Source organism: Actinacidiphila sp. bgisy167 (assembly GCF_057707665.1).
In genome coordinates, this window is record NZ_JBYIQP010000051.1 from 11770 (window position 1) to 34862 (window position 23093).

General features: G+C 73.0%; 20 protein-coding genes and 1 pseudogene. 13 read left to right on the plus strand and 8 right to left on the minus strand.

The window, feature by feature from the left end; all coding sequences use genetic code 11:
• Positions 1 to 95: 95 nt before the first annotated feature.
• On the plus strand, positions 96 to 662 hold the full coding sequence (locus tag AC3ET4_RS19610) for a hypothetical protein (RefSeq protein WP_431951107.1): 567 nt from the start codon (positions 96 to 98) through the stop codon (positions 660 to 662).
• Positions 659 to 5218, plus strand: coding sequence for an HAD-IC family P-type ATPase (locus tag AC3ET4_RS19615; RefSeq protein ID WP_431951109.1), 4560 nt, complete (start codon positions 659 to 661; stop codon positions 5216 to 5218). The genes AC3ET4_RS19610 and AC3ET4_RS19615 overlap by 4 nt, the downstream gene beginning before the upstream one ends.
• 87 nt (positions 5219 to 5305) lie before the next feature.
• Here AC3ET4_RS19615 and AC3ET4_RS19620 read toward each other — a convergent pair whose 3' ends face one another.
• From AC3ET4_RS19620 to AC3ET4_RS19635, 4 genes are all read right to left on the minus strand, one after another.
• The gene (locus AC3ET4_RS19620) at positions 5306 to 5473 is read right to left on the minus strand and encodes a hydrophobic protein (RefSeq protein ID WP_431951111.1); all 168 of its coding nucleotides are present in this window, start codon (positions 5471 to 5473) and stop codon (positions 5306 to 5308) included.
• Between the two features lie 155 nt (positions 5474 to 5628).
• A complete protein-coding gene (locus AC3ET4_RS19625; protein WP_431951113.1) occupies positions 5629 to 6141 on the minus strand; it encodes a hypothetical protein in 513 nt (170 codons plus the stop codon).
• Between the two features lie 43 nt (positions 6142 to 6184).
• On the minus strand, positions 6185 to 6742 hold the full coding sequence (locus AC3ET4_RS19630) for a hypothetical protein (RefSeq protein ID WP_431951115.1): 558 nt from the start codon (positions 6740 to 6742) through the stop codon (positions 6185 to 6187).
• A 113-nt stretch (positions 6743 to 6855) separates the two neighbouring features.
• Entirely contained in the window at positions 6856 to 7332 is a 477-nt protein-coding gene (locus AC3ET4_RS19635) for a MarR family winged helix-turn-helix transcriptional regulator (RefSeq protein ID WP_431951117.1), read from the minus strand.
• A 239-nt stretch (positions 7333 to 7571) separates the two neighbouring features.
• On the opposite strand from AC3ET4_RS19635, the gene AC3ET4_RS19640 reads away from it, so the two are divergent.
• A complete protein-coding gene (locus AC3ET4_RS19640; RefSeq protein WP_431951119.1) occupies positions 7572 to 8663 on the plus strand; it encodes a glutamate--cysteine ligase in 1092 nt (363 codons plus the stop codon).
• Positions 8664 to 8718: 55 nt separating this feature from the next.
• Here the strand turns inward: AC3ET4_RS19640 and AC3ET4_RS19645 are convergent, their stop codons facing one another.
• The gene (locus tag AC3ET4_RS19645) at positions 8719 to 10341 is read right to left on the minus strand and encodes a phytoene desaturase family protein (protein WP_431951121.1); all 1623 of its coding nucleotides are present in this window, start codon (positions 10339 to 10341) and stop codon (positions 8719 to 8721) included.
• 28 nt (positions 10342 to 10369) lie between these two features.
• Positions 10370 to 10825: an SRPBCC family protein gene (locus AC3ET4_RS19650; RefSeq protein ID WP_431951123.1), complete on the minus strand. Its 456-nt coding sequence runs from the start codon at positions 10823 to 10825 to the stop codon at positions 10370 to 10372.
• A 130-nt stretch (positions 10826 to 10955) separates the two neighbouring features.
• On the opposite strand from AC3ET4_RS19650, the gene AC3ET4_RS19655 reads away from it, so the two are divergent.
• The 6 genes from AC3ET4_RS19655 to AC3ET4_RS19680 all read left to right on the plus strand — a co-directional run bounded on the left by AC3ET4_RS19655 (position 10956) and on the right by AC3ET4_RS19680 (position 16501).
• A complete protein-coding gene (locus AC3ET4_RS19655) occupies positions 10956 to 11846 on the plus strand; it encodes an SDR family oxidoreductase (protein WP_431951125.1) in 891 nt (296 codons plus the stop codon).
• 305 nt (positions 11847 to 12151) lie between these two features.
• A complete protein-coding gene (locus AC3ET4_RS19660) occupies positions 12152 to 12583 on the plus strand; it encodes a GntR family transcriptional regulator (RefSeq protein WP_431951127.1) in 432 nt (143 codons plus the stop codon).
• Positions 12580 to 13497, plus strand: a complete 918-nt coding sequence (locus AC3ET4_RS19665) for an ATP-binding cassette domain-containing protein (RefSeq protein ID WP_431951129.1) — start codon at positions 12580 to 12582, stop codon at positions 13495 to 13497. The genes AC3ET4_RS19660 and AC3ET4_RS19665 overlap by 4 nt, the downstream gene beginning before the upstream one ends.
• A complete protein-coding gene (locus AC3ET4_RS19670) occupies positions 13494 to 14450 on the plus strand; it encodes a transporter (RefSeq protein ID WP_431951131.1) in 957 nt (318 codons plus the stop codon). Before AC3ET4_RS19665 ends, AC3ET4_RS19670 begins: the two co-directional genes overlap by 4 nt.
• 91 nt (positions 14451 to 14541) lie before the next feature.
• A complete protein-coding gene (locus AC3ET4_RS19675) occupies positions 14542 to 15345 on the plus strand; it encodes a class I SAM-dependent methyltransferase (RefSeq protein ID WP_431951133.1) in 804 nt (267 codons plus the stop codon).
• A 1-nt stretch (position 15346) separates the two neighbouring features.
• Complete coding sequence (locus AC3ET4_RS19680) at positions 15347 to 16501, plus strand: acyltransferase family protein (RefSeq protein ID WP_431951135.1); 1155 nt, start codon at positions 15347 to 15349, stop codon at positions 16499 to 16501.
• Positions 16502 to 16571: 70 nt separating this feature from the next.
• Here the strand turns inward: AC3ET4_RS19680 and AC3ET4_RS19685 are convergent, their stop codons facing one another.
• Entirely contained in the window at positions 16572 to 17336 is a 765-nt protein-coding gene (locus tag AC3ET4_RS19685; RefSeq protein ID WP_431951137.1) for an SDR family NAD(P)-dependent oxidoreductase, read from the minus strand.
• A 280-nt stretch (positions 17337 to 17616) separates the two neighbouring features.
• Between AC3ET4_RS19685 and AC3ET4_RS19690 the strand changes: the two genes are divergently transcribed.
• Complete coding sequence (locus AC3ET4_RS19690; protein ID WP_431951139.1) at positions 17617 to 18348, plus strand: SDR family oxidoreductase; 732 nt, start codon at positions 17617 to 17619, stop codon at positions 18346 to 18348.
• 48 nt (positions 18349 to 18396) lie between these two features.
• Positions 18397 to 19272 carry an RNA polymerase sigma-70 factor gene (locus tag AC3ET4_RS19695; protein WP_431951141.1) on the plus strand — a complete coding sequence of 292 codons (876 nt, stop codon included), beginning with the start codon at positions 18397 to 18399 and terminating at the stop codon, positions 19270 to 19272.
• Positions 19273 to 19329: 57 nt separating this feature from the next.
• On the opposite strand, the gene AC3ET4_RS19700 is transcribed toward AC3ET4_RS19695, so the two are convergent.
• Entirely contained in the window at positions 19330 to 19809 is a 480-nt protein-coding gene (locus tag AC3ET4_RS19700; protein WP_431951143.1) for a cupin domain-containing protein, read from the minus strand.
• Positions 19810 to 20278: 469 nt separating this feature from the next.
• Between AC3ET4_RS19700 and AC3ET4_RS19705 the strand changes: the two genes are divergently transcribed.
• Both AC3ET4_RS19705 and AC3ET4_RS19710 read left to right on the plus strand, forming a co-directional pair.
• A complete protein-coding gene (locus AC3ET4_RS19705) occupies positions 20279 to 21631 on the plus strand; it encodes an NAD(P)/FAD-dependent oxidoreductase (protein ID WP_431951145.1) in 1353 nt (450 codons plus the stop codon).
• Positions 21632 to 22254: 623 nt separating this feature from the next.
• Positions 22255 to 22818 (plus strand): annotated as a pseudogene (locus tag AC3ET4_RS19710) (sigma-70 family RNA polymerase sigma factor); the annotation flags it as partial.
• Positions 22819 to 23093: the final 275 nt, after the last annotated feature.

Genomic DNA, 23093 nt, shown 5'->3' on the forward strand with positions numbered 1-23093 from the left:
CCGCGGGGTTCGGCACGTCTGAAGCCCGTGCCTCGTCCAGCGGCCGGATTGTTCAGCTCCATATTTCTGGGAAGCACCTATATGAGGTGAAAAAAATGGCTGAAACTGGTCGTCATTCATCCTCGGCCGTGATGGAAGCCGTGGCGCACCCCCTGGACACGATGAAGTCCACGGCGCAGCGGCTGCCCGGGGCCGGGGTGGTCAAAGAGACGTTCGACAGTGTGCTGGACACGGTGGGCGTGGTCTCGCCGCGCAAGCGGCGGGTGGCAGCCTACGCGGGCGCCGGACTCCTGGGTGCCGCCGGAGTCGTCGAGTGGCCGGTGGCGGCGGCGGGAGCCGCCGCGGTCTGGTTGACGCAGCAGCGGTCCGGTGCGCGGCGCGAGCAGGCGTCGGCCCGGGAAGCGACCGGGGAGAAGCCGGTCCTTGAGGCGCCGGAGGGCGCGGAGAGCGAGGACACGGCGGTCCCGCCGGAGACCCGGATCCCGGCCGCGCCGCACGCGCAGGGGCACATGGCGGCGGCCCCGACCCGGGAGGCGCCCATGGCCGAGAAGGGGCCGGACGCGATGACGAGGCCCGACGAACTGCCGGTTCCCGAGGGCGGACCGAGCAAGGCCAAGATCAAGGCCAAGGAACACAAGAAGGCGAAGGCCTCCGCCACATGAGGCCGGCGCACGGACTGGGGCTGCTGATCGGACTGCCCGCGGCAGGGCTGCGGCTCGCCGCCTCCGCGCCCACCGGCGTGGCGCGGCAGGCGGCGTCCTTGGCGGACGCCGGTGTGCGCGCCGCGGACGCCGGTGCGCGCTCGGCGTGGCGCGGCGCCGCCGCCGCCTCACGAGGGGCGTTGCGGCTGGGTCGGGTCACGCAGCACGCGGTCGGGTCCGGGGCCTGCTGGGTGGGCGGACGCCGCATGCACCTCCCGCTGCGGCCGCGCTCCGGCGCCGCCCTCGACCGGCGCCAGGTGGAGGCAGCCGCCCGCAAGGTGGCCGCGGCACTGACGGAGCACCCCGATGTGCTGGGGGCCTACTGGGACGGCGGCCTGGAGTCATTGGTCGTACAGCTCGCCGAGGACGCGGTGGCCGCCAAGGTGGCGGCGCGGGCGGCCGAGCTTGCCGACCGCCACCGACTCGAGCAGCCGCAGGCCGCGGCGCTGGACCACGACCACCCGGGGCAGGCACCAGGAGCCCGCGTGCACGCCGCGGCCCTGTGCTGCGACGTCGCGGGCATCGCCACCGCGGCGACCGCGCGGATACTGCGGCTGAGAAGCTCCCCGCGCGTGATCACTGCGGCCGTCACCGCGCTGCGGGAGGACTCGCGACCGCGGTCGTGGCTCCGGCGGAGGCTCGGGGAGCCGAACGCCGACGTCGTCCTCTCGGCCGCCTACGCGGCAGCGCACGGATTCGGGCAGTCCCCGACCGCCCTGGTGCTGGACGCGGCACTGCGGACCGCCCAGCTCGTCGAGTCGATCGCCCGCTCCGCACTGTTCGACGAGGTCCACGACCGCCTGTGCGCACCGGACCGGCACAGTCTGCCGACACCCCGGGTGCGCCGCCCCCGCCTGAACGTCAGGCCCGCGGACCAGTACGCCGACCAGGCCGTCACGGGGGGTCTGCTGGGGGCGGTGGCGACCCTGGCCTTCACGCGCGACAGCGCCGAGGCGGCCGAGGCGGTTCTGGCCGCCTCACCGCGTGCCGCCCGCTACGGGCCCACCGCGTTCACCGCCGCCTTGGGCACCGGTCTGGCCCGACGCAGGGTGCTCGTGCGCGACGTGGAACGGATCCGGCAGCTGGAACTCGTCGACAGCGTCGTGCTGCACCACTCGGTGCTCAGCGGACGCAGGCGCACTCTGCTGGAAGCGGTGCCCGGCGCCGACACCTCCTGGGACCACGAGCGGCTCTGGCACGCCGCCGCGGCCACTCTGCGGGCCCAGGACGAGCAGCCGGACCGGCGCGATGGGCCGCCGGACGGCGACGGGGTGCGCCTGCGGCCCGTCGCCGGCAGCGCGCCCGGCACCCGCACCGGGCGGATGACCGTCCTCGACGCGGACAACCACGAGGTGGGCAGCGTCTTCGTGGGCCGGGAGGTCGATCCGCTGGCGGAGGCGGTGCTCGACGCCGCCCGGCGCGCGGGCCTGCACGTGGTCGTCGCCGACGACGGCACCCTGGGCGAGTTCGGGGCGCTCGCCGACCAACTGATCTCCGCCGACGAGTCGTTGACGGATCTCGTGCGCCGACTGCGCGGCTCCGGGCGGACGGTGCTCACCGTCGCACGGCCGGCCGCCGGGACACGACCCGAGGACGACCTGCCGACGGGCCTGATGAGCAGCGACGTGGCCGTGACAGTCGTCGACCCGGGCAGCGCCGTCCTGTGGGCCGCCGACGCCCTGGTCCTGGACGACCTCTCCGGTGTCTGGCGGCTGCTGGCGGCCGTACCCGGCTTCCGAGCCGCCGCCCGGCGCGCCAAGATCCTGGCCGAGGCCGGGGCGGCCCTGTCGGAGCTGATGGTGCTCACCCGCGGCTCGCGGGGGCGGCGCGCCGCCTGGAAGGCGGGGCTGCGACTGAGCCCGGTCAACGCGGCGGCCGCGGCGGCCCTCGTCGACGGCCTCGGCGGCGCCCGGCGCGTACTGCGACGCGACGTGCCCCGGTCGCGCCCGCGGGTGCCCTGGCACGCCCTGGAACCCCATGAGGTCCTCGACCGGCTGCGGAGGGCGGAACGCGACCTCCACGACGAGTCGACCCGCGCGTGGTCGGCGGCCGAGCGCGTGGGCCGGACGATGGCCGCGTCGCCCGCCGCCGCCCCCCTGCGGCTGACGGGGCGGCTTCTGGTCGCCGTCCGGGCCGAACTGGACGACCCCCTCACGCCCGTGCTCGCCGTGGGAGCCACCGCCTCCGCGCTGCTGGGTTCGGCGGTGGACGCCTTCCTGGTCACCGGCGCCATGGGCATCAACGCACTCGTGGGCGGCATCCAGCGCCTGCGTGCCGAACAGGCCCTCGCCTCCCTCGCCGTGAGCCAGCGGCAGCAGGCGCGCCGGGTCGTCGACCCCGACACCGGAGACACCCGCACCGTCGAGGCCGGACGGCTCAGCCCAGGGGAGGTGATCGAGCTGCACACCGGCGACGTCGTCCCGGCCGACGCGCGCCTGCTCGAAGCCGAGGACCTGGAGGTCGACGAGTCCTCCCTGACGGGGGAGTCCCTGCCCACCCTCAAGCAGGTGGAGCCCACGCCCAGGGTGCCGGTCCCCGACCGGCACTGCATGGTCTTCCAGGGCGCCACCGTGGTGGCGGGGCAGGGGCGCGCCGTCGTGGTCGACACGGGTGACGACACCGAGGCGGGCCGTGCGGCCCACCTGGCCGGCCGGATGCCGCCGGCGCCGGGCGTGCAGGCCCGGCTCCGTGAACTGACCTCGTCCGTGCTGCCCCTCACCCTGGCGGGCGGCGCCGCGGTCACCGGTCTGTCGCTGCTGCGCGGCACCCCCGTACGGCAGGCCGTGTCCGGAGGGCTCGCCGTCGCCGTGGCGGCCGTCCCCGAAGGGCTGCCGCTCACCGCGACCGTCGCCCAGCTCGCCGCCGCGCGCAGGCTGACCGACCACGGCGTGCTCGTGCGCACCCCGCGCACCCTGGAGGCACTCGGGCGGATGGACACCGTGTGCTTCGACAAGACCGGCACCCTCACCGCGAACCGGCTGCGTGTGGTCCGCACCGCAGCTCCCGACGGCGGCGTCCACGGGGCCGACTCCCCGCAGGGCCAGGCGATCCTGCGGCAGGCGGCGCGGACCTGCCCCCCGATGGGCGACAACCACGGCGTCCACGCCCACGCCACCGACGGGGCCGTGCTCGACGCGGCGGGCGACGACCCGCACTGGACGCCCGGCGACACCCAGCCCTTCCAGGCCTCCCGCGGCTACGCCGCGGCCACCGGGCACGACGCTGAGGGCAACCCGCTGCTGGTGGTCAAGGGAGCCCCTGAGGTGGTGCTGCCGCTCTGCCACGACGGCGACGGCACCACCAACGAGACGACCCAGGCACTGGCGGCCGAGGGGCTGCGCGTCCTGGCCGTGGCGGAACACCACCTCGACCCGGGGGAGTTCGACGGGGCGCTCGAACAGCCCCTGGATCACTACCGGTTGGAGCTCACCGGCTTCATCGCCCTGGCCGACACGCCCCGTTCCGACGCGGCGCCGCTGATCTCCGGACTGCGGCAGGCGGGTGTGCGGCCGGTGATGCTCACCGGCGACCACCCCGAGACCGCCAGGGCGGTCGCCGTCGCACTCGGCTGGCCCGAGGACGTCTCCGTCGTCACCGGCGACGAGCTCGCCACCCGCGACCGCGCCGGCCGGGCGTCGCTCGTACGCGACTGCGACGTCGTCGCCCGTGTGGCGCCCGAACAGAAACTCCAGGTGATCGAGGCCCTCAGGGAGTCCGGGCGGGTCGTCGGCATGGTGGGTGACGGCTCCAACGACGCGGCCGCCATCAGGGCGGCGGACGTCGGCGTCGGCATCGCCGTCCGGGGCTCGGCCGCCGCGCGCAACGCCGCGGACCTCGTCATCGTCAACGACGAGCTCTCGGCGCTGACGGAAGCGGTCGCCGAGGGACGCGCCCTGTGGCGCAGCGTCGCCGACGCCCTGACCGTCATGATCGGCGGCAATGCCGGCGAGATCGGTTTCTCCCTGCTGGGGACGCTGGTATCCGGTGCGTCACCGCTGTCGACCCGGCAGCTCCTGCTGGTCAACCTGCTCACCGACATGTTCCCCGCGATGGCGGTCGCCGTGACCCCGCAGGGCGGCGACGCCGCGGACGCGGCCGCCGCACAGGGCGAGGGCGGAGCAGAGCGGCAGGGGACGGCCAGGACCGGCACCGCCCCGCTGGGGCTGGGGACCTTGGGCGCGCCGCTGGCCCGGCAGATCCGCCACCGCGGCATCCTCACCGCCTTGGGCGCCACGACCGCCTGGCTGGTCGGCACAGCCACCCCGGGAAGTGCCCGGCGCACCAGCACCATGGCGCTGTGCGGGGTGGTGGGCGCTCAGCTCACCCAGACCGTGACCGGCCGCCGGCACAGCCCTCTGGTCTGGTTCACCGTGCTCGGCTCGGCGGCGGCGCTCATCGCGGTGATCCAGACCCCCGGGGTGAGCCAGTTCTTCGGCTGCACCCCGCTCGGCCCCGTCGCCTGGACCGGAGTGACCGCCGCCGTGGCCGTCGCGGCTCTCGCCCCCCGGGCGGAGTGACACCGACGACGGAGACGACGGACGGGGTGCCGACCGCGACGTGCGGCCGGCACCCCGGCATGGTGCTCCGATACGACCGGCCTCAGGTCACCACCGGTACCAGCGGCGGCGCCCGCCGCCCTCCGCTGCCCGGAACACGAAGCCGAGCAGCCACGCCACCAGCACGATCAGCGCGATCCACCACAGGGCCTTGAGGGCGAAGCCCGCCCCGAAAAGGATCAGGGCCAGCAGCAGGACAAGCAGCAAGGGAACCATTTCTTACCTCCTGACCCCGCGTGTGCCCTGCTGACGCTCCACCATGCCCGGCGGATCGAGGCGGCGGCCCGCCGGTGCGGCGCCCCATGGACGCCCGCGCACGCCGAAGGGCGCCGCCTGCCCGGCGGCGCCCGACCATGCGGTGCCCGTGTGGCCTACGTCGACAGCAGGCGGTTGAAGAAGGACCGGTAGCGCCGGAGAGCCGTGCGCAGGTCCTCGGTGTTCACCTGCTCGCCGCGGGTCCACTGGCCTTCGAGGTCCTGCTTGTGCTGGGCGAAGGTCGACGCCAGTTTCTGCATGACGTCGGCGACCAACTCGTCGGCGGCGTGCACGGCGTCGCGCGGGTCGTCGACGAAATCGCTCTGGATCCGCTGCCAACGGGCCCGGAAGCCCTCCTGGTCCTCGGAACGCAGCAGCTGCGGGGCCTCGTCCGCGGTGGTGTCCCCCGCGGGCTCGGTGGTGTCCCGTGCGGGGGCTTCGGCCGCCGCTTCGTCCGGGGGCGGTTCGCCGCGTGTGCCGGTGCTCTCCCCGGGGAATTCCGGCGGCCTGGAGCCCGTGTCGGGGCGGGCCGTGTCGGTGCGCTCCTGCGGTGCTCCGGTGGGGGCGTGGGTCTCTGCGAGGTCTTCGGTGGCCAGCCCGCTTCCGCGGGAGACACGCTCGCGTTCCATGGTTTCCGCCTTTCCAGGCTGGGTCGATGGGGTGGGCCCGTTGTCAGGCCCGGGCGTGGCGCCGCCCGCCGCCGTCGGTGAGCAGCTCGTCGAACAGGGCGCGGTAATGGACCATCGCGCCGCGCAGTTGCTCGGTCGTGGCCTCGTGCCGGGTGCTGAGGTCGTTGACCTCGTGGGCCGCCCGGTAGTGCTCCAGGGTCTGGCCGTGCTCCACCGACAGGTCCTTGACCTGCTGGTCGAAGTCCTCGGTCGGGTAGCCGCGCTCGCGCATCAGGGAGGCCACCAGGCTGTCGGCGTCGTGAACGGCGTCCTCGGGCCTGTCGACGAACTCCTCCTGGACGCTGTTCCACTCCCGCGCGTAGCGGTCGCGGACGCCGCTCGGCAGCGGCTTGATGTCCAGTGCGTCGTGGCGCTTGGCGCGGGCGGCCAGGTCCTGCTCGGCGTCCTTGCGACTGCCGGCGTCCTCGACGGCACGGTCGTACTCCGGGCCGAACCGCTGCTTCAGGCGCTGGTGGCGTACGAAGAGGGTGGCCGCCACCGCGATCAGGGCGAGGACCACGACTACGGGGATGATGATCGCCAGAAGTGTCCCTGTTGACATGGGGTCGACTCCCTAGCACTCGCGGGAAACCCCCCTCGGCAGGACGCCTGCCCGGGCCCATGGGTCCGAAACGCCGCGATCGCCGGCGTGCGGCGAAGGGCTCGGCGGCCGCGTCAGTTCGGGCCGCGTACCGCGCGCAGGTGCTCGGCGACCGGAGTGAGTGCCCTGCGGATGGCCTTCTGGGCCTCCTCGGGGAGCAGGTCGATGAAGTGCTCGCGGACGGCGGCGACGTGGTGCGGGGCGACCTTGCGCATGGTCTCCCAGCCGTCCTCGGTGAGGACGGCGAACAGCCCGCGCCGGTCGGACTCGCAGTTCTCGCGGCGGACCAGGCCCGCCCTCTCCATGCGGCTGATCTGGTGGGACAGCCGGCTCTTGGACTGCAGGGTGGCGCGGGCCAGGTCGCTCATCCGCATGCGGCGCTCGGGCGACTCCGAGAGGTTCACCAGGATCTCGTAGTCGTTGATGGTCAGGCCGAACGGCTCCAGGTCCCGGCCGAGCCGGCTGAGCACCAGCGTGCCGACGTCCAGGTAGGTGCGCCACGCCCGCTGCTCGTCGGCGGTCAGCCAGTCGTCGCTCTTGCCCTTCTCCATTTCCCCAGCATATCCAGCGCCACGACGCTGCTCGGAAGCTTCACCGGAGCGCCGGTGACCGGCGGGCACGCCGATGACCGAGGCGCGGGACCGCCGGTGCATCGATGAGCGCGGGCGGGGAAGCAGGAGGGTGCCTGGCGTATTGGTGCTGTCACGGTGATCCGGGGTTCCGGCGCGGCGTGTCCCACGCTCCCCGCCGCCCGTGGACTCCACGCGGCCCGTGGAAGGGGAGTGGCGCGATGCGGACGGTGGGTGTGGAGGAGGAGCTCCTGCTGCTGGACGCGGAGTCCGGCAAGCCGCGGGCGCTGTCCGCGGCGGTGCTGGCCGCGGCGCGCTGCGAGGCGGCCGCGAGCGTGGAGGTGTTCGAGGCGGAGCTGCAGAGGGAGCAGCTGGAGTTCGCCACCCGGCCGCAGTCGCGGATGGAGGACCTGGCCGCCGAGGTCGTGCGGTGGCGGGCGGAGGCCGCCCGGCACGCGGAGCGGTCCGGCTGCGCGGTCGCGGCGCTCGCGACCTCGCCGCTGCCGGTGCACCCGTCGCTCAGCACCGGGGAGCGCTACCGGTGGATGCGCGAGCGGTACGGTCTGACCGCGGACGAGCAACTGACCTGCGGCTGCCACGTCCACGTGTCGGTGGAGTCCGACGAGGAGGGCGTGGCGGTCCTCGACCGGATCCGCGGCTGGCTGCCGGTGCTGCTCGCGCTCAGCGGCAACTCCCCCTTCTGGCAGGGCCGGGACAGCGGCTATGCGAGCTACCGCAGCCGGGTGTGGGGCAGATGGCCGTCGGCCGGGCCGGTCGAGCCGTTCGGTTCCGCGGCCCGCTACCACGAACTGGTGCGGTCCATGATCGCCACCGGGGCGCTGCGCGACCCGGGCATGATCTACTTCGACGCCCGCCTCTCGTACACCTATCCCACCGTCGAGATCCGCGTAGCGGACGTGTGCCTGGACGCGTCCAGCACCGCGCTGCTGGCGACGCTGGTACGGGCGCTGGTGGAGACCGCGGCCCGTGCCTGGCGGGACGGCGAGCCGCCGTCCGCTCACAGCGTGGCCCTGCTGCGGCTGGCGACCTGGCGTGCCGCCCGTGAGGGCGTCGACGGCCGCCTGGTGCACCCCTTCACCATGGAACCCGCTCCTGCCGAGGCCGTGGTGCGGGCCCTGTTCGACCACGTACGCGACGCCCTGGAGGACAACGGCGACCTGCTCCCCGCTCAGGACGCGCTCGCAGGACTCCTGAAGACCGGCAACGGCGCCCAGATCCAGCGGGATCTGCTGCGCCGCAGCGGTGACCTGAGCGAGGTCGTCGCGGCGTGTGTGCGCCGCACCCAGAACTGAGCGCGGCGGACGTGGGCTCCGCGGTGGGGGCCCCGCCGCCCGTGGACCCGGCCGCTCAGCCGCGCCTGCCGAGGCGGTTGCGGCGGGCGAGGGCACGTTGTGCGCCGCTCAGCAGCCGGCTGGGGGAGCGGGAGCGCAGCGCGGCGTGGGCGGCGTTGGCGCCCGGTGCCCCGTGGACCCCGCCGCCGGGATGAGCTCCGGCCGACGCCAGGAACAGGCCGGCGATCGGCGTCTCGGGGCGTCCGGTGCCCGGCAGTGGACGGAACACCAACTGCTGGTGCATGGCCGTCGTTCCGCCGTTGATGGCGCCGCCGTGGAGATTGGCGTTGTGCTCCTCCAACCGGGACGGGGCGAGGACGCGGCGGGCGGCGATGAGCGAACGGAACCCGGGGGCGTACCGCTCGACCTGTGCTTCCACCCGGTCGGCCATCAGCTGCTGGTCTGTGCGATCCCAGGTGCCGACGATCCCCGAACCGCCCGCGTCGCCGCGGATCCGTTGGGGAAGGTGGGTGTACGCCCAGGCCGACTGCGTCCCGTCGGGCGAACGGGAGGCGTCGGCCGTCGTCATCTGCCCGAACACGAGGAAGGGCCGTTCGGGCACCTGCTCCATGGCGATCTGCGCGGCGAACCGGGTCAGGTCGTCGACCCCTTCGGCCACATGCACCGTGCCGGCCCGCGCGGCCGCGGGCGCCGACCACGGCACCGGGCCGTCAAGGGCCCAGTCGACCTTGAAGGTCGCGAAGTCCCACTGGAAGCGGCGCAGGTCCTCCAGGACCCGCGCCGGGAGGTCGTCGCGGCTCAGGAGCTCGCCGTACAGGGCGGGCACCGACACGTCGGCCAGCACGGCGCGGCGGGCCGGCACCGCGTCGCCGTCGGCCGTGCGGACCCCCGCCGCCCGCCCGGAGCGCACGACGACCGAGGTCACCCGTGCCCCGCAGCGGAGCGTGCCGCCGCGCCGGCGCAGCCGGGCGACGAGGGCGGCGGTGAGCGACCCGGCGCCGCCGACCGGCACGGGGAAGCCGTGGGTCTGCCCCAGCATGGCCATCAGCCAGCCGAACCCGCCGCTGCCCGCGGCCTCCGGCGCCAGGTCGGCGTGGAGCGCGTTGCCGGCCAGCAGCAGGGCGCCCAGCTCGCCCCCGAACTCCTCCTCGCCGAGCCGCCGCACCGGCAGCACGAGCGTGCGGGCCATCCGCAGTCCGCCGCCCGCGCGCAGCCGCGCCGCGAGCCGCAGCCCCGGGCGCACCGGGGGGAAGGGGGTGAACAGCGCGTCGACGAGGTCGTCCCCGAGGCGGTCCCAGACCGTGCAGAGCCGCAACCAGGCCGCGCCGTCGCCGCGGGTGTCCGCGTCGAGGACCGCGGCGGTGTCGACGGCCCGCCGGTGCAGCACCGCGCAGCGCCCGTCCAGCAGCGGATGCGCCACCACGGCCGGGGCGTGGCTCCACCGCAGCCCCTCGCGGTGCAGCCCGAGTCCCCGGATGACGGGTGAGGCGGCCGCCAGGGGATAGAAGGAGCTGAACAAGTCGTGCACGTACTCCGGATGGACGTCCCGTGCTGAGCGGACACCGCCACCGGGCTCGTCCTGCGCCTCGAGGACCTCGACGCTCCATCCCGCGTCGGCGAGCAGGTTCGCGGCGACCAGGCCGTTGGGGCCGGCGCCGATCACCACCGCGTCCGCCATGGCGTGCCTCCCGTCGTCGGCTCCCCGTTCAGCCGTCCTCGCCTCCGTGTGCGGCCTGCGTCTCCACGGCTTCGGCCAGCCGGCCGAGCATGCGGCGGTGCCGCAGTTGGAGCAGGGCGTCCAGTCCGGCGTTGTGCAGCAGGCCGCCGGGGCCGCGCAGCGGGTGCTCGTCCACGACGACCAGCGTGTCGCGGCCCCAGGAGCGCAGTTCGAAGGCGATCCGCGCGGAGCCCAGCCATCCGCTGAGGGCCTCCAGCTCCAACTTCTCCGGGGGCCGGCAGATCCGGACGACCGTCTTGCCGGTGAGTTTCGCCGGGCCCAGCGGCACGGTGTACTCGATGCTGGACCCTTCGGCGGGCCACTTCCCGTCGTCGTGCCGTGACGAGGACGGTCCCACGACCCATTTCCCGTACTGGGTGGGATCCGCGAGTACGGCCCACACGTCCTTCGGCTCTCCGCGCACAAGTCGGTGTCGTACTGCCATGAGACCCTCCGGCGGAACCTCGTGCTTCCCGGCCGCTGGGTCTTCTGCCCTCGGTTACGGTCGTTATAGGCACCTTCGCGAAGTTTCTTCACCGACGGCGGTCGCGGACCGCGGGAATCGGAGGCCGCAGGTGGCACGCTCCTCGGCGCTGGCGGGACGCACGGCCGTGGTCACCGGCGCCGCCCGGGGCATCGGGCGGGAGACGGCACACCTCCTCGCGGCGCGCGGGGCCCGGGTCGCCCTCCTCGGTCTGGAACCCGAGGAGCTGGAGGCGGCCGCGGCCGCCGCGCCCGGCATCGCGCGGGCCTGGTGCGTCGACGTCACGGACGAGGCCGCGCTGCGCCGCGCCGCCGACGGGGTGGCGGAACGGCTGGGCCAGGCCTCCGTGGTCGTGGCCAACGCCGGGATCGCGGCCGGCGGCCCCCTCGTGGACTCCTCCATGGCGACCTGGCGCAGGATCGTCGAGGTCAACCTCGTCGGAAGCGCGCTGACCGCCCGTGCCTTCCTGCCGCACCTGCTGGGCGCCCGCGGCTACTACCTGCAGGTGTCGTCGCTCGCCGCCATGGGCGCGGCCCCGCTGATGTCCGCCTACTGCGCCTCCAAGTCGGGGGTCGAGGCGTTCGCGCACTCCCTGCGCGCGGAGGTGGCCCACCGCGGGGTCGGCGTCGGCGTCGCGTACCTGAGCTGGACGGACACCGAGATGATCCGCGACGCCGAACGCCACACGACGATGCGCGAACTGCGCGCCCTGATGCCGTGGCCGGCGAGCCGCACCTACTCCGCCGAGGCCACGGCGGAGCGGCTCGTGCGGGGTGTCGAGCGCCGGGCGCCCGCCGTCTACGTACAGTCCTGGCTGCGCGGCGTCCAGGCGGCGCGCGTGCTCCTGCCGGGCCTGGTCACCTGGCGGGCCCGGCGCACCCTGGGCGACCTGGAGGAGCGCGCCGACATCACCGACACGGGCCTGCTCGGGGAGGGCGGCCGCGCCGACGAGAGCGCGGAACGCGACCCGGCGCCGCGCTGAGCCCGCCGGCATCCCGTCGCCCGCGGGGCGGTCAGCGCAGGCTGGCCAAGTCCGCCTCCCGGCGACAGCCGAGCGCTCATCGGCTACCCGGGGCTCCTGGGGCTCATCGATCCGGCGGTGCGAGGCGCAGCCCGGCCCCGCACCGGCTGTCCGGCTCGCACCTGGTGCGGCTGCGGCGTGCGCTGCCGACGATGTGCGCTTGAGCTCGGCCTTGGACGCCGCCGGGAGATTGACATCCGCACCGGCCACCCACCATGCTTGAATTAATGCATTAACACAAGCATGGTGGAGCCGAGGAAGGCGACGTGATCGACTACCGGATCGACCGCGGCAGTGGCGTACCGGCCTATGTGCAGATCGTCGAGCAGACCGAACGGGCGCTCCGGATGGGCACGCTGCAGGTCGGGGACAAGCTGCCCACGGCGAGGGAGGTGGTGGCGGCGACCGCCATCAACCCCAACACCGTGCTGCGGGCCTACCGCGACATGGAGCAGGCCGGTCTGGTCGAACTGCGCCGTGGCCTCGGCACCTTCGTGACGCGGTCGCTCGCCCGGCCGGGCGCGGAGGACGACTCCCCGGTGCGCCAGGAGCTCACCGGCTGGCTGGCCCGCGCCCGGGCCGCGGGGCTGGAGCGGGCCGATGTCCTGGCCATGGTCACAGCCGCCCTGGACGCCCACGACAACGAGCACGACGGCACGACCCCGGGCCACCGGGACGAACGGAGGAGGAACGCATGACCTGGGCTGACGCGTCGGCCGCACTGTGCGCCACAGGACTGGGGTTCCGGTACCGGCGGCGGGGCGGCTGGGTCCTGCGGGACTGCGAGTTCACCGTGCCCGGCGGTCGCATCGTCGCACTCGTCGGACGCAACGGCGTCGGCAAGAGCACGCTGCTGCAACTGGCCAGCGGCCTGCTGCGGCCCGGGTCCGGGCACATGCGGGTGGCCGGCGCCGTCCCCGGCACGGCCGAGGCCCGCACCCGTGTCGCGCTGCTCACCCAGGACAAGCCGCTCTACCCGCGGGCCACCGTGGCGGACACCCTGCTGATGGGAGAGAAGCTGAACGGCTCGTGGGACCGGACCACCGCCGAGCGGGTCGTGCGCGAGGGCGGCATTCCCCCGCACGCGCGTGTCGGCGAGCTGTCCCCCGGGCGGCGCACTCGCGTGGCGCTCGCCCTGGCACTCGGCAAGCGGCCCGACCTCCTGCTGCTCGACGAGCCGTTGGCCGACCTCGACCCCGTGGCGCGACGCCAGATCATGACGGAGCTCATGGCCGAGGCCGCGGAGCGCGGCATGAGCATCGTGCTGGCCTCCCATGTCCTGCCCGAACTCGAGGAGACCTGCGACTGGGTACTGGCCCTGCGGGACGGCCGCGTCGAGCTGAGCGAGGACGCCGAGGCACTGCGTGAGAGCCACGCCGTACTGATCGGGCCCGCCGGGCAGGCCGACACCCTGGCCGGAGCGCACACCGTCGTGCAGCGCCGCACCGCCGGCAGGCAGCTGACCGCCCTCATACGGCAGCGGGGACCGCTGCCCGGCGACTGGCACGTGGAACGGCCCCGACTGGAGGACGTCCTCATCGGCTACCTCGGGGCCGACGAGCCCGGGCACCCCGCCACCGATCCCGCCGGGCGGACGGAGGCCGCGGCGTGAAGGGCTCCCTCTGGCTCGCATGGCGCCAGCAGCGCGTGTCGGTCGGCATCGCCACGGCCGTCGTGCTCGTCGCCGCGGCGATCGCCGCATACCACCGCTCGGGCATGCTGGACGCCCTGCACAGCGGGCTGTTCGACCACTGCGGCCGAGGGCCGCTGAAGTGCACACGATCCGCCACCGGCCAGCCCCTGCTCCTCGACGTCGAGCCGCTGAAGTACCTCGGCGCGCTGAACATCGCCCTGCCCGTCGTGATCGGCGTCTTCTGGGGCGCCCCTCTGCTGGGCCGCGACCGCGAACTGGGCACCCACCGCATGGTCCTCTCCCAGGGCGTGAGCCGAGGCCAGTGGTTCGCCTCCCGGTTCGCCCTGGCCGCGGTGGCCACGGTCGCCCTCTCCGGACTGCTCGCCGGAGTGTTCTCCTGGTGGTGGCGACCTGCCGCCGACCGGAGCTACGGCCTGTTCTGGTACGACGTCACGGCCCTGAGCGGCTCGGGCCCCCGTGTCGTCGCGGCCGCCCTGTTCGGCCTGGCGGCCGGCACCCTGCTGGGCCTGCTGGCCCGCCAGGTCCTGGCGGCGATGGGCCTGACCTTGCTGGTGACGGGGTCGACGACGCTCCTGATGGAGTGGACGCACCATGCCCGGCTGCTGGTCCCGCCGCACACCTACGTCAGCGCCGGCATCGTCCCCAAACCGCTCATGGGGGATAGGTGGTCGACCGGTGTCTACGGCCTGATCACCGCCTCCGGCCGCCACGACGACATCACGAACTGCCCCTTCCCGTCAGGCGCCGAGCTCAAGGACTGCATGGCGGCGCACGGGTACGCGGCCCGCTTCTACGAGGCCAACCCGGCCGGTGACTACTGGACCTTCCAGTGGATCGACACCGCCGTCCTCGGTGGCCTCGCGGTGCTGCTCACGGTCGTCGCCGTGCTGCTCCTGCGACGCCGCGTCTGACCGCGGCGGCCGAATCGGCGCCGTCCGCTCCACCGCGTCATCTCCCTCTTCCCCCTCACCCGCACCCCTGTTGTACGGAGGCCGCTTCGCCATGCCCGCCGACGCCACGTCACCGAAGAAGCTGAGGAACAACCGCTCCGCCCTCACCCACAAGGCCGGCTACGCCCTGCGCCACCCCGGGCGCATCGTCCCGTACCTGCGCCGAGCCGGCCGGGACGCGTGGCTGCACCTCAAGAACCCCGACCACGTCGGCTACTACCGCGCGGTCATGGCCTCGGACACCCGCCGCAACCCGGAGGCCGCCGTCGGCAGCCAGACCCACGACCGCTGGCTGGCGCTCGGGCGGATGCAGTTCGACTACCTCGTCGAACACGGGCTGCGCCCCGGCCACCGCATGCTCGACATCGGCTGCGGCAACCTGCGCGGCGGGTGGCGCTTCATCAGCCACCTCGACCCCGGCGACTACTACGGCATCGACATCTCGCCCGACATCCTGATAGCCGCCAAGAAGACCCTCGTCGAGCGCCGGATCCAGGACAAGCTGCCGCATCTGACCATCACCGGCGACCTCACCCTGGACTTCCTGCCCGACGACCACTTCGACGTCGTCCACGCGCACAGCGTCTTCTCCCACTCGCCTCTGGAGGTCATCGACCAGTGCCTGGCGCACGTCGGCCGTGTGCTGACCGACACCGGGTTCTTCGACTTCACCTTCGACCGCACCGAGGGCACCGAACACCAGGTGCTGCGCGAGGACTTCTACTACCGCACCGAGACCCTCTTGGAACTGGCGCGGGAGCACGGTCTGCACGCGCGGTTCATGGAGGACTGGGAGGCGCGCCCGCACGGCCAGTCGAAGATACGCGTCAGCCGCTCCCCCCTGCCCACCGCCTGAGATGGCCTCCGACACGCCTCCCGGTCCCCGGAGCGGACCGGCGCGCCTGGCCGCGATCGACGGGCTGCGCCTGGTGGCCGCGCTGATGGTGGCCGCGTACCACTTCGTCGGGACACCCACCCCGCACTTCTGGGGGAAGACCGAACTCCGGGATCTCGCGCCCTTCCTGCACGAGATCAGCCGCTACGGCTGGCTCGGCGTCGAGTTCTTCTTCGTCATCAGCGGATTCGTCATCTGCATGAGCTGCTGGGGGCGGACTCCCGCACAGTTCACCGTCTCCCGCGTCACCCGGCTCTTCCCTGCCTACTGGTGCGCCGTACTCCTCGTCGTCGCGCTCGTCCTCGTCTCGCGGATGGGCCACTGGGCCGCCGCCACCCGCGTCGACCCGCGGACCGTCCTGGGCAACCTCACGATGGCTCCGGGGCCGCTCGGACTCGACCTGGTCGACGGAGTCGCCTGGACGCTCTGGGTGGAGGCCCGCTTCTACCTGCTGATGGCCGTGCTGCTCGTCTTCGGGCTGTCGTACCGGCGGGTCGTGGTCTTCTGCGGAGGCTGGCTCCTGGCCGGCGTCATCGCCCTCGAACTCCACTCGCCCCTGATCGACGAATTCGTCCAGCCCCGCTACACCGGCCTCTTCGTCGCCGGAATCGTGCTGTACCTCATGCACAGGTTCGGGCAGAGCCTCCTGCTGTGGCTGCTGCTGGGCTTCGCCTGGTCCTACGAACTCACCGTGCTCGAACTCCGGGTGGCCGACCACGCCACCGTTCCCCCCGGCGAGAGCCGGCCCTCCTGGGCCGTCTGCGCGGCCGTGGTCACACTGTGCCTCGCGCTGGTGGCGCTGGCCGGTGTCGGACCGCTGACCAGGCTGCGATGGCGTTGGCTGGTCAGCGCCGGAGTACTCACCTACCCCTTCTACCTCGTCCACCAGAGCATCGGGATTCCCGTGGCCAAGGGGCTGCTCCGGGCCTTTCCCGGGCTGGGGCCGCTGCCGTCGATGGCGGTGTCCGTCCTCTGCATGCTGGGGCTGTCGATGCTCATCCACACGACGGTGGAGCGTCGGCTCGGGCGCCTGCTGAGGCGGCACCTGGCACTCGACATCCAGCGTCAGGCCCGCGCCGCGAAGCCGACTCCCACCCGTGCGGAAGTCACGGGCTGAACTCGAGCCCTGGCGGCGGGGCTCCCCCGAAGGCCGGCGCACGGCGCGGCAGGCCACCGCCCGATCGGGATCAGACGAGTTCCAGCCCGCCGTCGACCGTGACGACCTGGCCGGTCATGTGCGTCCGTACGGGCTCGGCGACCCGCAGGATCCACTCGGCGACATCCCTGGGTTCGGCGAGGCGGCCCATCGGGATACGGTCGCGTTCCTGGCCGATCATCGACTCGATCTCCTCGGGGGAGAGCCCCGCGGCCACCATGACGTCCGTGTCGGTCGGGCCGGGGGCTACCGCGTTCACCCGGACGCCTTCCGGCGCCAGCTCGAGGGCCCAGGTGCGGGTCAGCTGCTCCAGCGCGCTCTTGGTCGCGGCGTAGTGGCCGCCGCCGGGCAGCGGACGGTGGCCGTAGGTGCTGGACACGTTGACGATGGAGCCCGAGGTCTTCCGCAGGTGGGGAAGGGCCGTGTGGGCGAGCAGGCTCGGCGCGGTCACATTGAGCGCGAAAAGCCGGTCGATCACCGCGCGGTCGGTGTCCGCCAGGGGCATGACGGCCGTGGCGCCGGCGTTGTTCACCAGGACGTCGAGGCGCCCCCACCGCTCCACGGCGGCGTCGACGGCCGTGGCGGGGGCGCCGTCCGCGCAGATGTCGAGCGGCAGCACCTCGATGCCGCCGTGCTGCCGGGCGGTCTCCTCCAGAGCGTCCCTGCGCCGGCCCACGCCGAGGACCTTCGCCCCCGCCTCCGCGAGGGCGAGGGCGGTGGCCCGGCCGATTCCCGAGCCGGCGCCGGTGACGATCGCGGTGCGCCCCGAGAAGCGCTGGTCGGCAGAACTGGTCATGTCGGTTCCCTGATCCTTTGACGTTCGATGTTCGTCGTACATCGAACAATCTAACCCAGGAACGGTGCGTCCGGAGATCGGACGCGAGGGATGAACATCACATATCTACAGATATCGACTCCCGTTTCGTGTCACACGGTATGCCGGGAACGCTGTGTCGGTGTGCGCCCCGGTGGCGCCGAGGCCTCCGGCGGCAGGCCAGGCGCGCTGTCTGCCGCAAAGGTACGTTAAGCACGTAGATGCATTCACCGGTCATAGGCATCTGAAGATGGGCAAAGCCATGAAAATCGCAGTCATCGGCGGGACCGGGCTCATCGGCTCGCAGGTCGTCAAGGACCTTCAGAAGGCCGGGCACGAGGCCGTGCCGCACTCCCTGTCCACCGGAGTGGACCTCCTGAGCGGAGAGGGCGTCGTGGAGGCCGTCGCGGGCGCCGACGTCGTGGTCAACCTCACGAACTCGCCGACCTTCGACGAGGCCTCGCCCGCCTTCTTCCAGACGTCCATGGACAACCTGGTCGCCGCGAGCGAGAAGGGCGGCGTCGGGCACCTGGTCGTCCTCTCGATCGTGGGCGTCGACCAGGTGCCGGAGCTGGACTACTACCGGGCCAAGGTGCTCCAGGAGGACATCCTCAAGGCGAGTGCGATCCCCTACTCCATCGTCCGCGCCACGCAGTTCATGGAGTTCATGGAAGCGACGATGTCCTGGACCACCGACGGCGACACCGTACGGCTGCCGCGGACGCCGCTCCGGCCGATCGCCGCCGCCGACGTCGCGCGGATGGTCGCCGAGGTCGCCTCGGGCCCTCCGCTCAACGGGACCGTGAACATCGCCGGGCCGGAGATCTTCCCCCTCGACGAGATCGGCCGGATCACCATCGCGGCCAAGGGCGACGGACGCACCGTCGTCGTCGACGACTCCGCCGGCATGTTCGCCGTGCCCCGGGGCGACGTCCTCACCGGCGGCAGCGACGTCCGCGTCGCCCCGACCCACTACCGGGACTGGCTGTCCTGAGCGACCGGTGCGCCCCGGACGCCGGCCGCGCCGACCGAGGACGAAGCAGTGGATGACGTCGAGGACCTCCAGGAGGCGCAGGAGGAGTTCCAGGCCGCCCGCGGCAGCCTGTTCGGCATCGCCTACCGGATGCTCGGCAGCGTGAGCGAGGCCGAGGACGTCCTGCAGGACGCCTGGATCCGCTGGCAGACCTACGACCGGGCCAAGGTGGAGAATCCCCGGGCGTTCCTCGCGACGACGGTCACCAGGCTCGCGATCAACGTCCTGCAGTCGGCCAGGTCCCGCCGTGAGACCTACGTCGGGCCCTGGCTGCCGGAGCCGGTGGACACCGAGAGCGATCCCGCGCTGGGCGCCGTCAACGGGGAGGCCCTCGAGGTCGCCGTGCTGATGCTGCTGGAGAAGCTCACACCCGCCGAACGCGCGGCCTACGTCCTTCGGGAGGCGTTCGACTACCCGTACGCGCAGATCGCCGAGGTCCTCGGCCAGTCCCATGCCAATGCCCGCCAACTGGTGAGCCGGGCCCGCAAGCACCTGGCCGCGGAGAAGCGGTCGAGCATCGTGGCCGCAGACCACCAGCGGTTCCTGACGGCGTTCGTGGCGGCGGCCAGGGCGGGGGACGTGGGTGTGCTGGAGGAGATGTTCGCGGAGGACGTCGTGTCGTACTCCGACGGGGGCGGCGAGGTGCGGGCGTCGAAGTTCCCCGTGGTCGGCCGTCAGCGCGTGGCCAGGTACATCCACGCCTTCGCCGACCGCTTCTGGGCCGGCGTCGTCCTCGAGCCGCTGCAGGTGAACGGCCGGCCGGCCATGAGGCTGTCCCGCGACGGCGCCGTCGTCGCCGTCGTCACGGTGAGCGTGACACCGGAGGGCATCGACCGGGTGATGTGGATGATGAATCCGAGGAAACTCGCCGTTCTGCAGGCGTGAGCTTCGGCCCCGGCGCCCCGTCCGCGAGCGGGACCGGGGCGCCGCAGGCCGTTGCCGTCAGTCGACGAAGTACGAGTCGTGCTTGTCCAGGAAGGCGGCGCGTTCCTCCGGCGAGGCGTCCGCCAACTGGGACAGCTTCTCGAAGTACTCCTCGCGCGGCGCGCCGGGTGTGAAGAGCAGCAGCATCTCGGCCGGGGCGTCGGAGTCGTTGCGGAAGGCGTGCAGCCCGCCCTGCGGCACGTGCAGGAAGTCGCCCTCCTGCGCGTCGACCCACTCCTCGCCGTCGTAGAGGCGCACGGTGCCGTCGAGGATGAAGAAGGACTCCGAGATGGTGCGGTGGAAGTGCGTCCTCGGCCCACCCGCGTTCGGCCTCATCATGACGCGGTAGAGCCCGAACTCGCCCCGCGTCATGTCCGACGTCGCCAGGTAGTGGATGCCGTCTCCGGCCTTGCCGACGTCCGGCGCGGTGCCCGCCGGGCGGAAGTTCGCGTTGATCTCGCCGGTGTCCCCGAAGTACACCTGCTGTGGGTACGACATGCCTACCATCCCTTGCTCGCGCCGGGTGCGCCGCGGCGCACCCGCAGGGGCGGGTGCCGGCCACTGCGGCCGTCGGCGGCCACGCCCCTGCGTAAGGAGACCGGAGCCCCCGCGCCGGTGTGACAGCGGGTGCGGCGGCCCGGATGCCGGGCCCTGCCTTGGGCGCGGCGCGGCGGACGTGCAGGCCCGGAAGGTGCGGGGGACCGTGCGGTGCCGGGCGCCCGGCCCGAAGCCGCTGACGGCGACGAGCCCGACGACGTCGGGTCGCCGAGCCCGCATCGACGTCTCGCCGCGGCCGCACCGACGTCTCGCCGCTGCTCTCCAGCCTAACGGCGCGGGATGTCGGGCGCGTCCCGCTGAGCTCGTCGGACCGGTGGAAGCGCACGCCGGCGACGACGGTCCCCCGTCGGCCGTCACACCGAAGGGGGCTGACCGGTCTTCTCTGTGACGCAGAGAAACAGAGGGAACCATGCGCGAGATCCTGATCGTCGGCGGCGGCTACGCGGGCTTCTACACGGCCTGGGGTCTGGAGAAGAAGCTCCGGCCCGGGGAAGCACGGGTCACCGTCGTCGACCCGCGTCCCTACATGACCTACCAGCCCTTCCTGCCCGAAGTGACCGCCGGTTCAGTGGAGGCACGCCACGCCGCCGTATCGCTGCGGCGCCACCTGCGCACGTCGCGCCTGATCGCGGGGAGCGTGACCGGCATTCGGCACGCCGACCGGAAGGTGACCGTGCGGCCGGTGAAGGGCGAGGAGTACGAACTCCGCTACGACACACTGGTCGTCACCGCCGGCGCCGTGACCCGCACCTTCCCCGTCCCGGGCCTGGCCGAGAACGCCATCGGCCTCAAGCACGTCGAGGAGGCGGTCGCCATCCGCGACCGGCTGCTGACGGCGTTCGACCAGGCGGCCTCGCTGCCGCCCGGTCCCGAGCGGCGCAAGCTGCTCACCGTCACCTTCGTGGGCGGCGGCTTCTCCGGCGTCGAGGGCTTCGGCGAGCTGCTGTCGCTGGCGACCGCGATGCTCCGGTCGTACCCCGAACTGAGCCTGGGGGAGCTGTCGTTCCACCTGGTCGAGGCCCGGGGCAGGATCCTGCCCGAGGTGAGCGACGAGCCCGGCGCCTGGGTCGTGCGCCACCTGGAGCGCCGCGGCGCCCATGTGCACCTGAACACCCGGCTGCTCTCCGCCGAGGACGGACATGTCGTGCTCTCCAGCGGGGAGGAGTACGACTCGGAGCTCATCGTCTGGACCGCGGGCAACGCATCGAACCCCGTGGTGCACAACCACACCGACCTCCCGGTCGACGAGCGCGGGCTGCTCGTCGTGCGACCCGACCTGCGGGTGGGCACGGACGCCGAGGCGGTGCCGGACGTGTGGGCGGCCGGGGACGACGCGGCGGTGCCCGACCTCGCGTCGCCCGTGCCGGGAGCGCACACGGTGCCCAACGCCCAGCACGCCGTGCGGCAGGGCAGGCGGCTGGCCGGGAACATCGTCGCGAGCCTGCGCGGCGGCGCCGTCCGCGACTACCGCCACAGCAGCCTGGGCGTGGTCGCCACGCTGGGCCTGGGGCGCGGCATCTTCCAGTACAAGGGCATCGTCATCAAGGGCTTTGCGGCCTGGCTGATGCACCGCGGCTACCACGTACTCGCCGTGCCGACATGGGAGCGGAAGGTCAGGGTGCTCACCGTGTGGCTCACCGCCGCCATGTTCGGCCGGGACCTCGTCTCGCTCGCCTCGGTGCAGCACCCGCGGGACGCCTTCGTCACCAGCGCCGCCCCCGAGAGGCCCCTGCGGCGGACGGACGACCGCGCGACCGCCTGACGGCGCGTCCGTCGCCTCCAGGGGCTTGGCGAGCTCCTGGAGGCGACGCGTGTCCGGACGCGCACCCTCCGACCGTCGCCGTGTCACCCTCCGTGATCCCGGCGTTCGCGCACACGGACAGGGGGCGGGAGTGAACACCGTGTCACGCGTCGCGATAGAGCATGGGGAATTAAGCGTGCGCTGCCCCGTCAGGTGCCGAAAGTCGTTGGTGGTATGCGGCTTACACCCGGTATGCGATATGTAGAGGCGGTGGGTTCCGGGCTCCTGAGTGCCTGTGTGAAGCCGACCGGTTTCGTTGTTTCCGTTGTCGTTGACGCTCTTCTCCTTCCTTTCTGTCACATGACCGGGCTCCAGGCGGTCTATTCAGTGGATGTGATGGGAGAAATAGTGACGTTCAGTGACCGGAGCCCGGTGCAGTGGCCAACCCTGTGAAACAACGTGTGACATCTTCTCGTCGCACGGCCGGGGGCTGCCCGACCATGGCCTCTGATCGGATGGGTGACGTGTGCGCGTGCCCACCGCCCGGCAGCGGAGAGGCCCTGCCGGGGGACGGCAGCCCCGACACGGCGGACGGCGAGCCACCCGCGTCACCCCAGGGTCTCGACGAGGCCGCAGGCGTCTTCATGGGACTCCAGCCCCGTCTGTTCGGCATCGCGTACCGCGTGCTCGGCAGTGCGGTCGAGGCCGAGGACGTGGTGCAGGAGGTCTGGCTGCGCTGGCAGAGGACCGACCGCTCCGCCGTGCTCAACCCGGCCGCCTTCCTCTCCACCACGACGACCCGCCTCGCCATCAACGTCGCCCAGTCGGCCCGGGTGCGGCGGGAGACCTACGTAGGGCCCTGGCTACCCGAGCCCGTCGACACGAGTGCGGACCCCGAGGTGGGCGCTCAGCGGGCCGAGGCAGTGGAACTCGCCCTGCTGCTGGTGCTGGAACGGCTGACCCCCGCCGAACGCGCCGCCTATGTGCTGCGGGAGGCCTTCGACTACGAATATCCGGAGATCGCCGACATACTGCAGGTCAGTCTCGTCAATGTGCGCAAGATCGTCAGCCGGGCCCGCAGGCATGTGACGGGAGAGCCGAGGGCCGATGTGGACGCCGCCGAGCACCGACGTCTGCTGCGGGTCTTCGTCTCCGCGGCCAGGACCGGGGACGTCGCGCCCCTGGAGGCCCTGCTCGCGCCGACCGCCGGGGGCCGGCGACGAGAGTGCGACGGCCTGGCCGGTGCGGGACCGGCCCTGGTGGCCGCAGGCGGGGTCAGGAGCCGGTGACGAGGCCCACCGGGCGAGCCGGGGGGTTCCAAGGCCGGAGCTTGTCGGGGTTCAGCACGACCCAGACCACGGTTCTCCGCCATGACCGCGCAGGCGGCGCACGTCACAACACGGCCGCCCGACCGGTCGTATGCGCGGAAGGCGCACAAAGAGTGCCGTTTTGCGATCCGCCGTAGGTGAATCATGAATGGTGA

Bases quoted from the DNA above. Each gene is read 5' to 3' on its own strand.
- AC3ET4_RS19610 (WP_431951107.1), top strand. From the start codon at position 96: ATGGCTGAAACTGGTCGTCATTCATCCTCGGCCGTGATGGAAGCCGTG.
- AC3ET4_RS19615 (WP_431951109.1), top strand. From the start codon at position 659: ATGAGGCCGGCGCACGGACTGGGGCTGCTGATCGGACTGCCCGCGGCA.
- AC3ET4_RS19620 (WP_431951111.1), bottom strand. From the start codon at position 5,473: ATGGTTCCCTTGCTGCTTGTCCTGCTGCTGGCCCTGATCCTTTTCGGG.
- AC3ET4_RS19625 (WP_431951113.1), bottom strand. From the start codon at position 6,141: ATGGAACGCGAGCGTGTCTCCCGCGGAAGCGGGCTGGCCACCGAAGAC.
- AC3ET4_RS19630 (WP_431951115.1), bottom strand. From the start codon at position 6,742: ATGTCAACAGGGACACTTCTGGCGATCATCATCCCCGTAGTCGTGGTC.
- AC3ET4_RS19635 (WP_431951117.1), bottom strand. From the start codon at position 7,332: ATGGAGAAGGGCAAGAGCGACGACTGGCTGACCGCCGACGAGCAGCGG.
- AC3ET4_RS19640 (WP_431951119.1), top strand. From the start codon at position 7,572: ATGCGGACGGTGGGTGTGGAGGAGGAGCTCCTGCTGCTGGACGCGGAG.
- AC3ET4_RS19645 (WP_431951121.1), bottom strand. From the start codon at position 10,341: ATGGCGGACGCGGTGGTGATCGGCGCCGGCCCCAACGGCCTGGTCGCC.
- AC3ET4_RS19650 (WP_431951123.1), bottom strand. From the start codon at position 10,825: ATGGCAGTACGACACCGACTTGTGCGCGGAGAGCCGAAGGACGTGTGG.
- AC3ET4_RS19665 (WP_431951129.1), top strand. From the start codon at position 12,580: ATGACCTGGGCTGACGCGTCGGCCGCACTGTGCGCCACAGGACTGGGG.
- AC3ET4_RS19675 (WP_431951133.1), top strand. From the start codon at position 14,542: ATGCCCGCCGACGCCACGTCACCGAAGAAGCTGAGGAACAACCGCTCC.
- AC3ET4_RS19680 (WP_431951135.1), top strand. From the start codon at position 15,347: ATGGCCTCCGACACGCCTCCCGGTCCCCGGAGCGGACCGGCGCGCCTG.
- AC3ET4_RS19685 (WP_431951137.1), bottom strand. From the start codon at position 17,336: ATGACCAGTTCTGCCGACCAGCGCTTCTCGGGGCGCACCGCGATCGTC.
- AC3ET4_RS19690 (WP_431951139.1), top strand. From the start codon at position 17,617: ATGAAAATCGCAGTCATCGGCGGGACCGGGCTCATCGGCTCGCAGGTC.
- AC3ET4_RS19700 (WP_431951143.1), bottom strand. From the start codon at position 19,809: ATGTCGTACCCACAGCAGGTGTACTTCGGGGACACCGGCGAGATCAAC.
- AC3ET4_RS19705 (WP_431951145.1), top strand. From the start codon at position 20,279: ATGCGCGAGATCCTGATCGTCGGCGGCGGCTACGCGGGCTTCTACACG.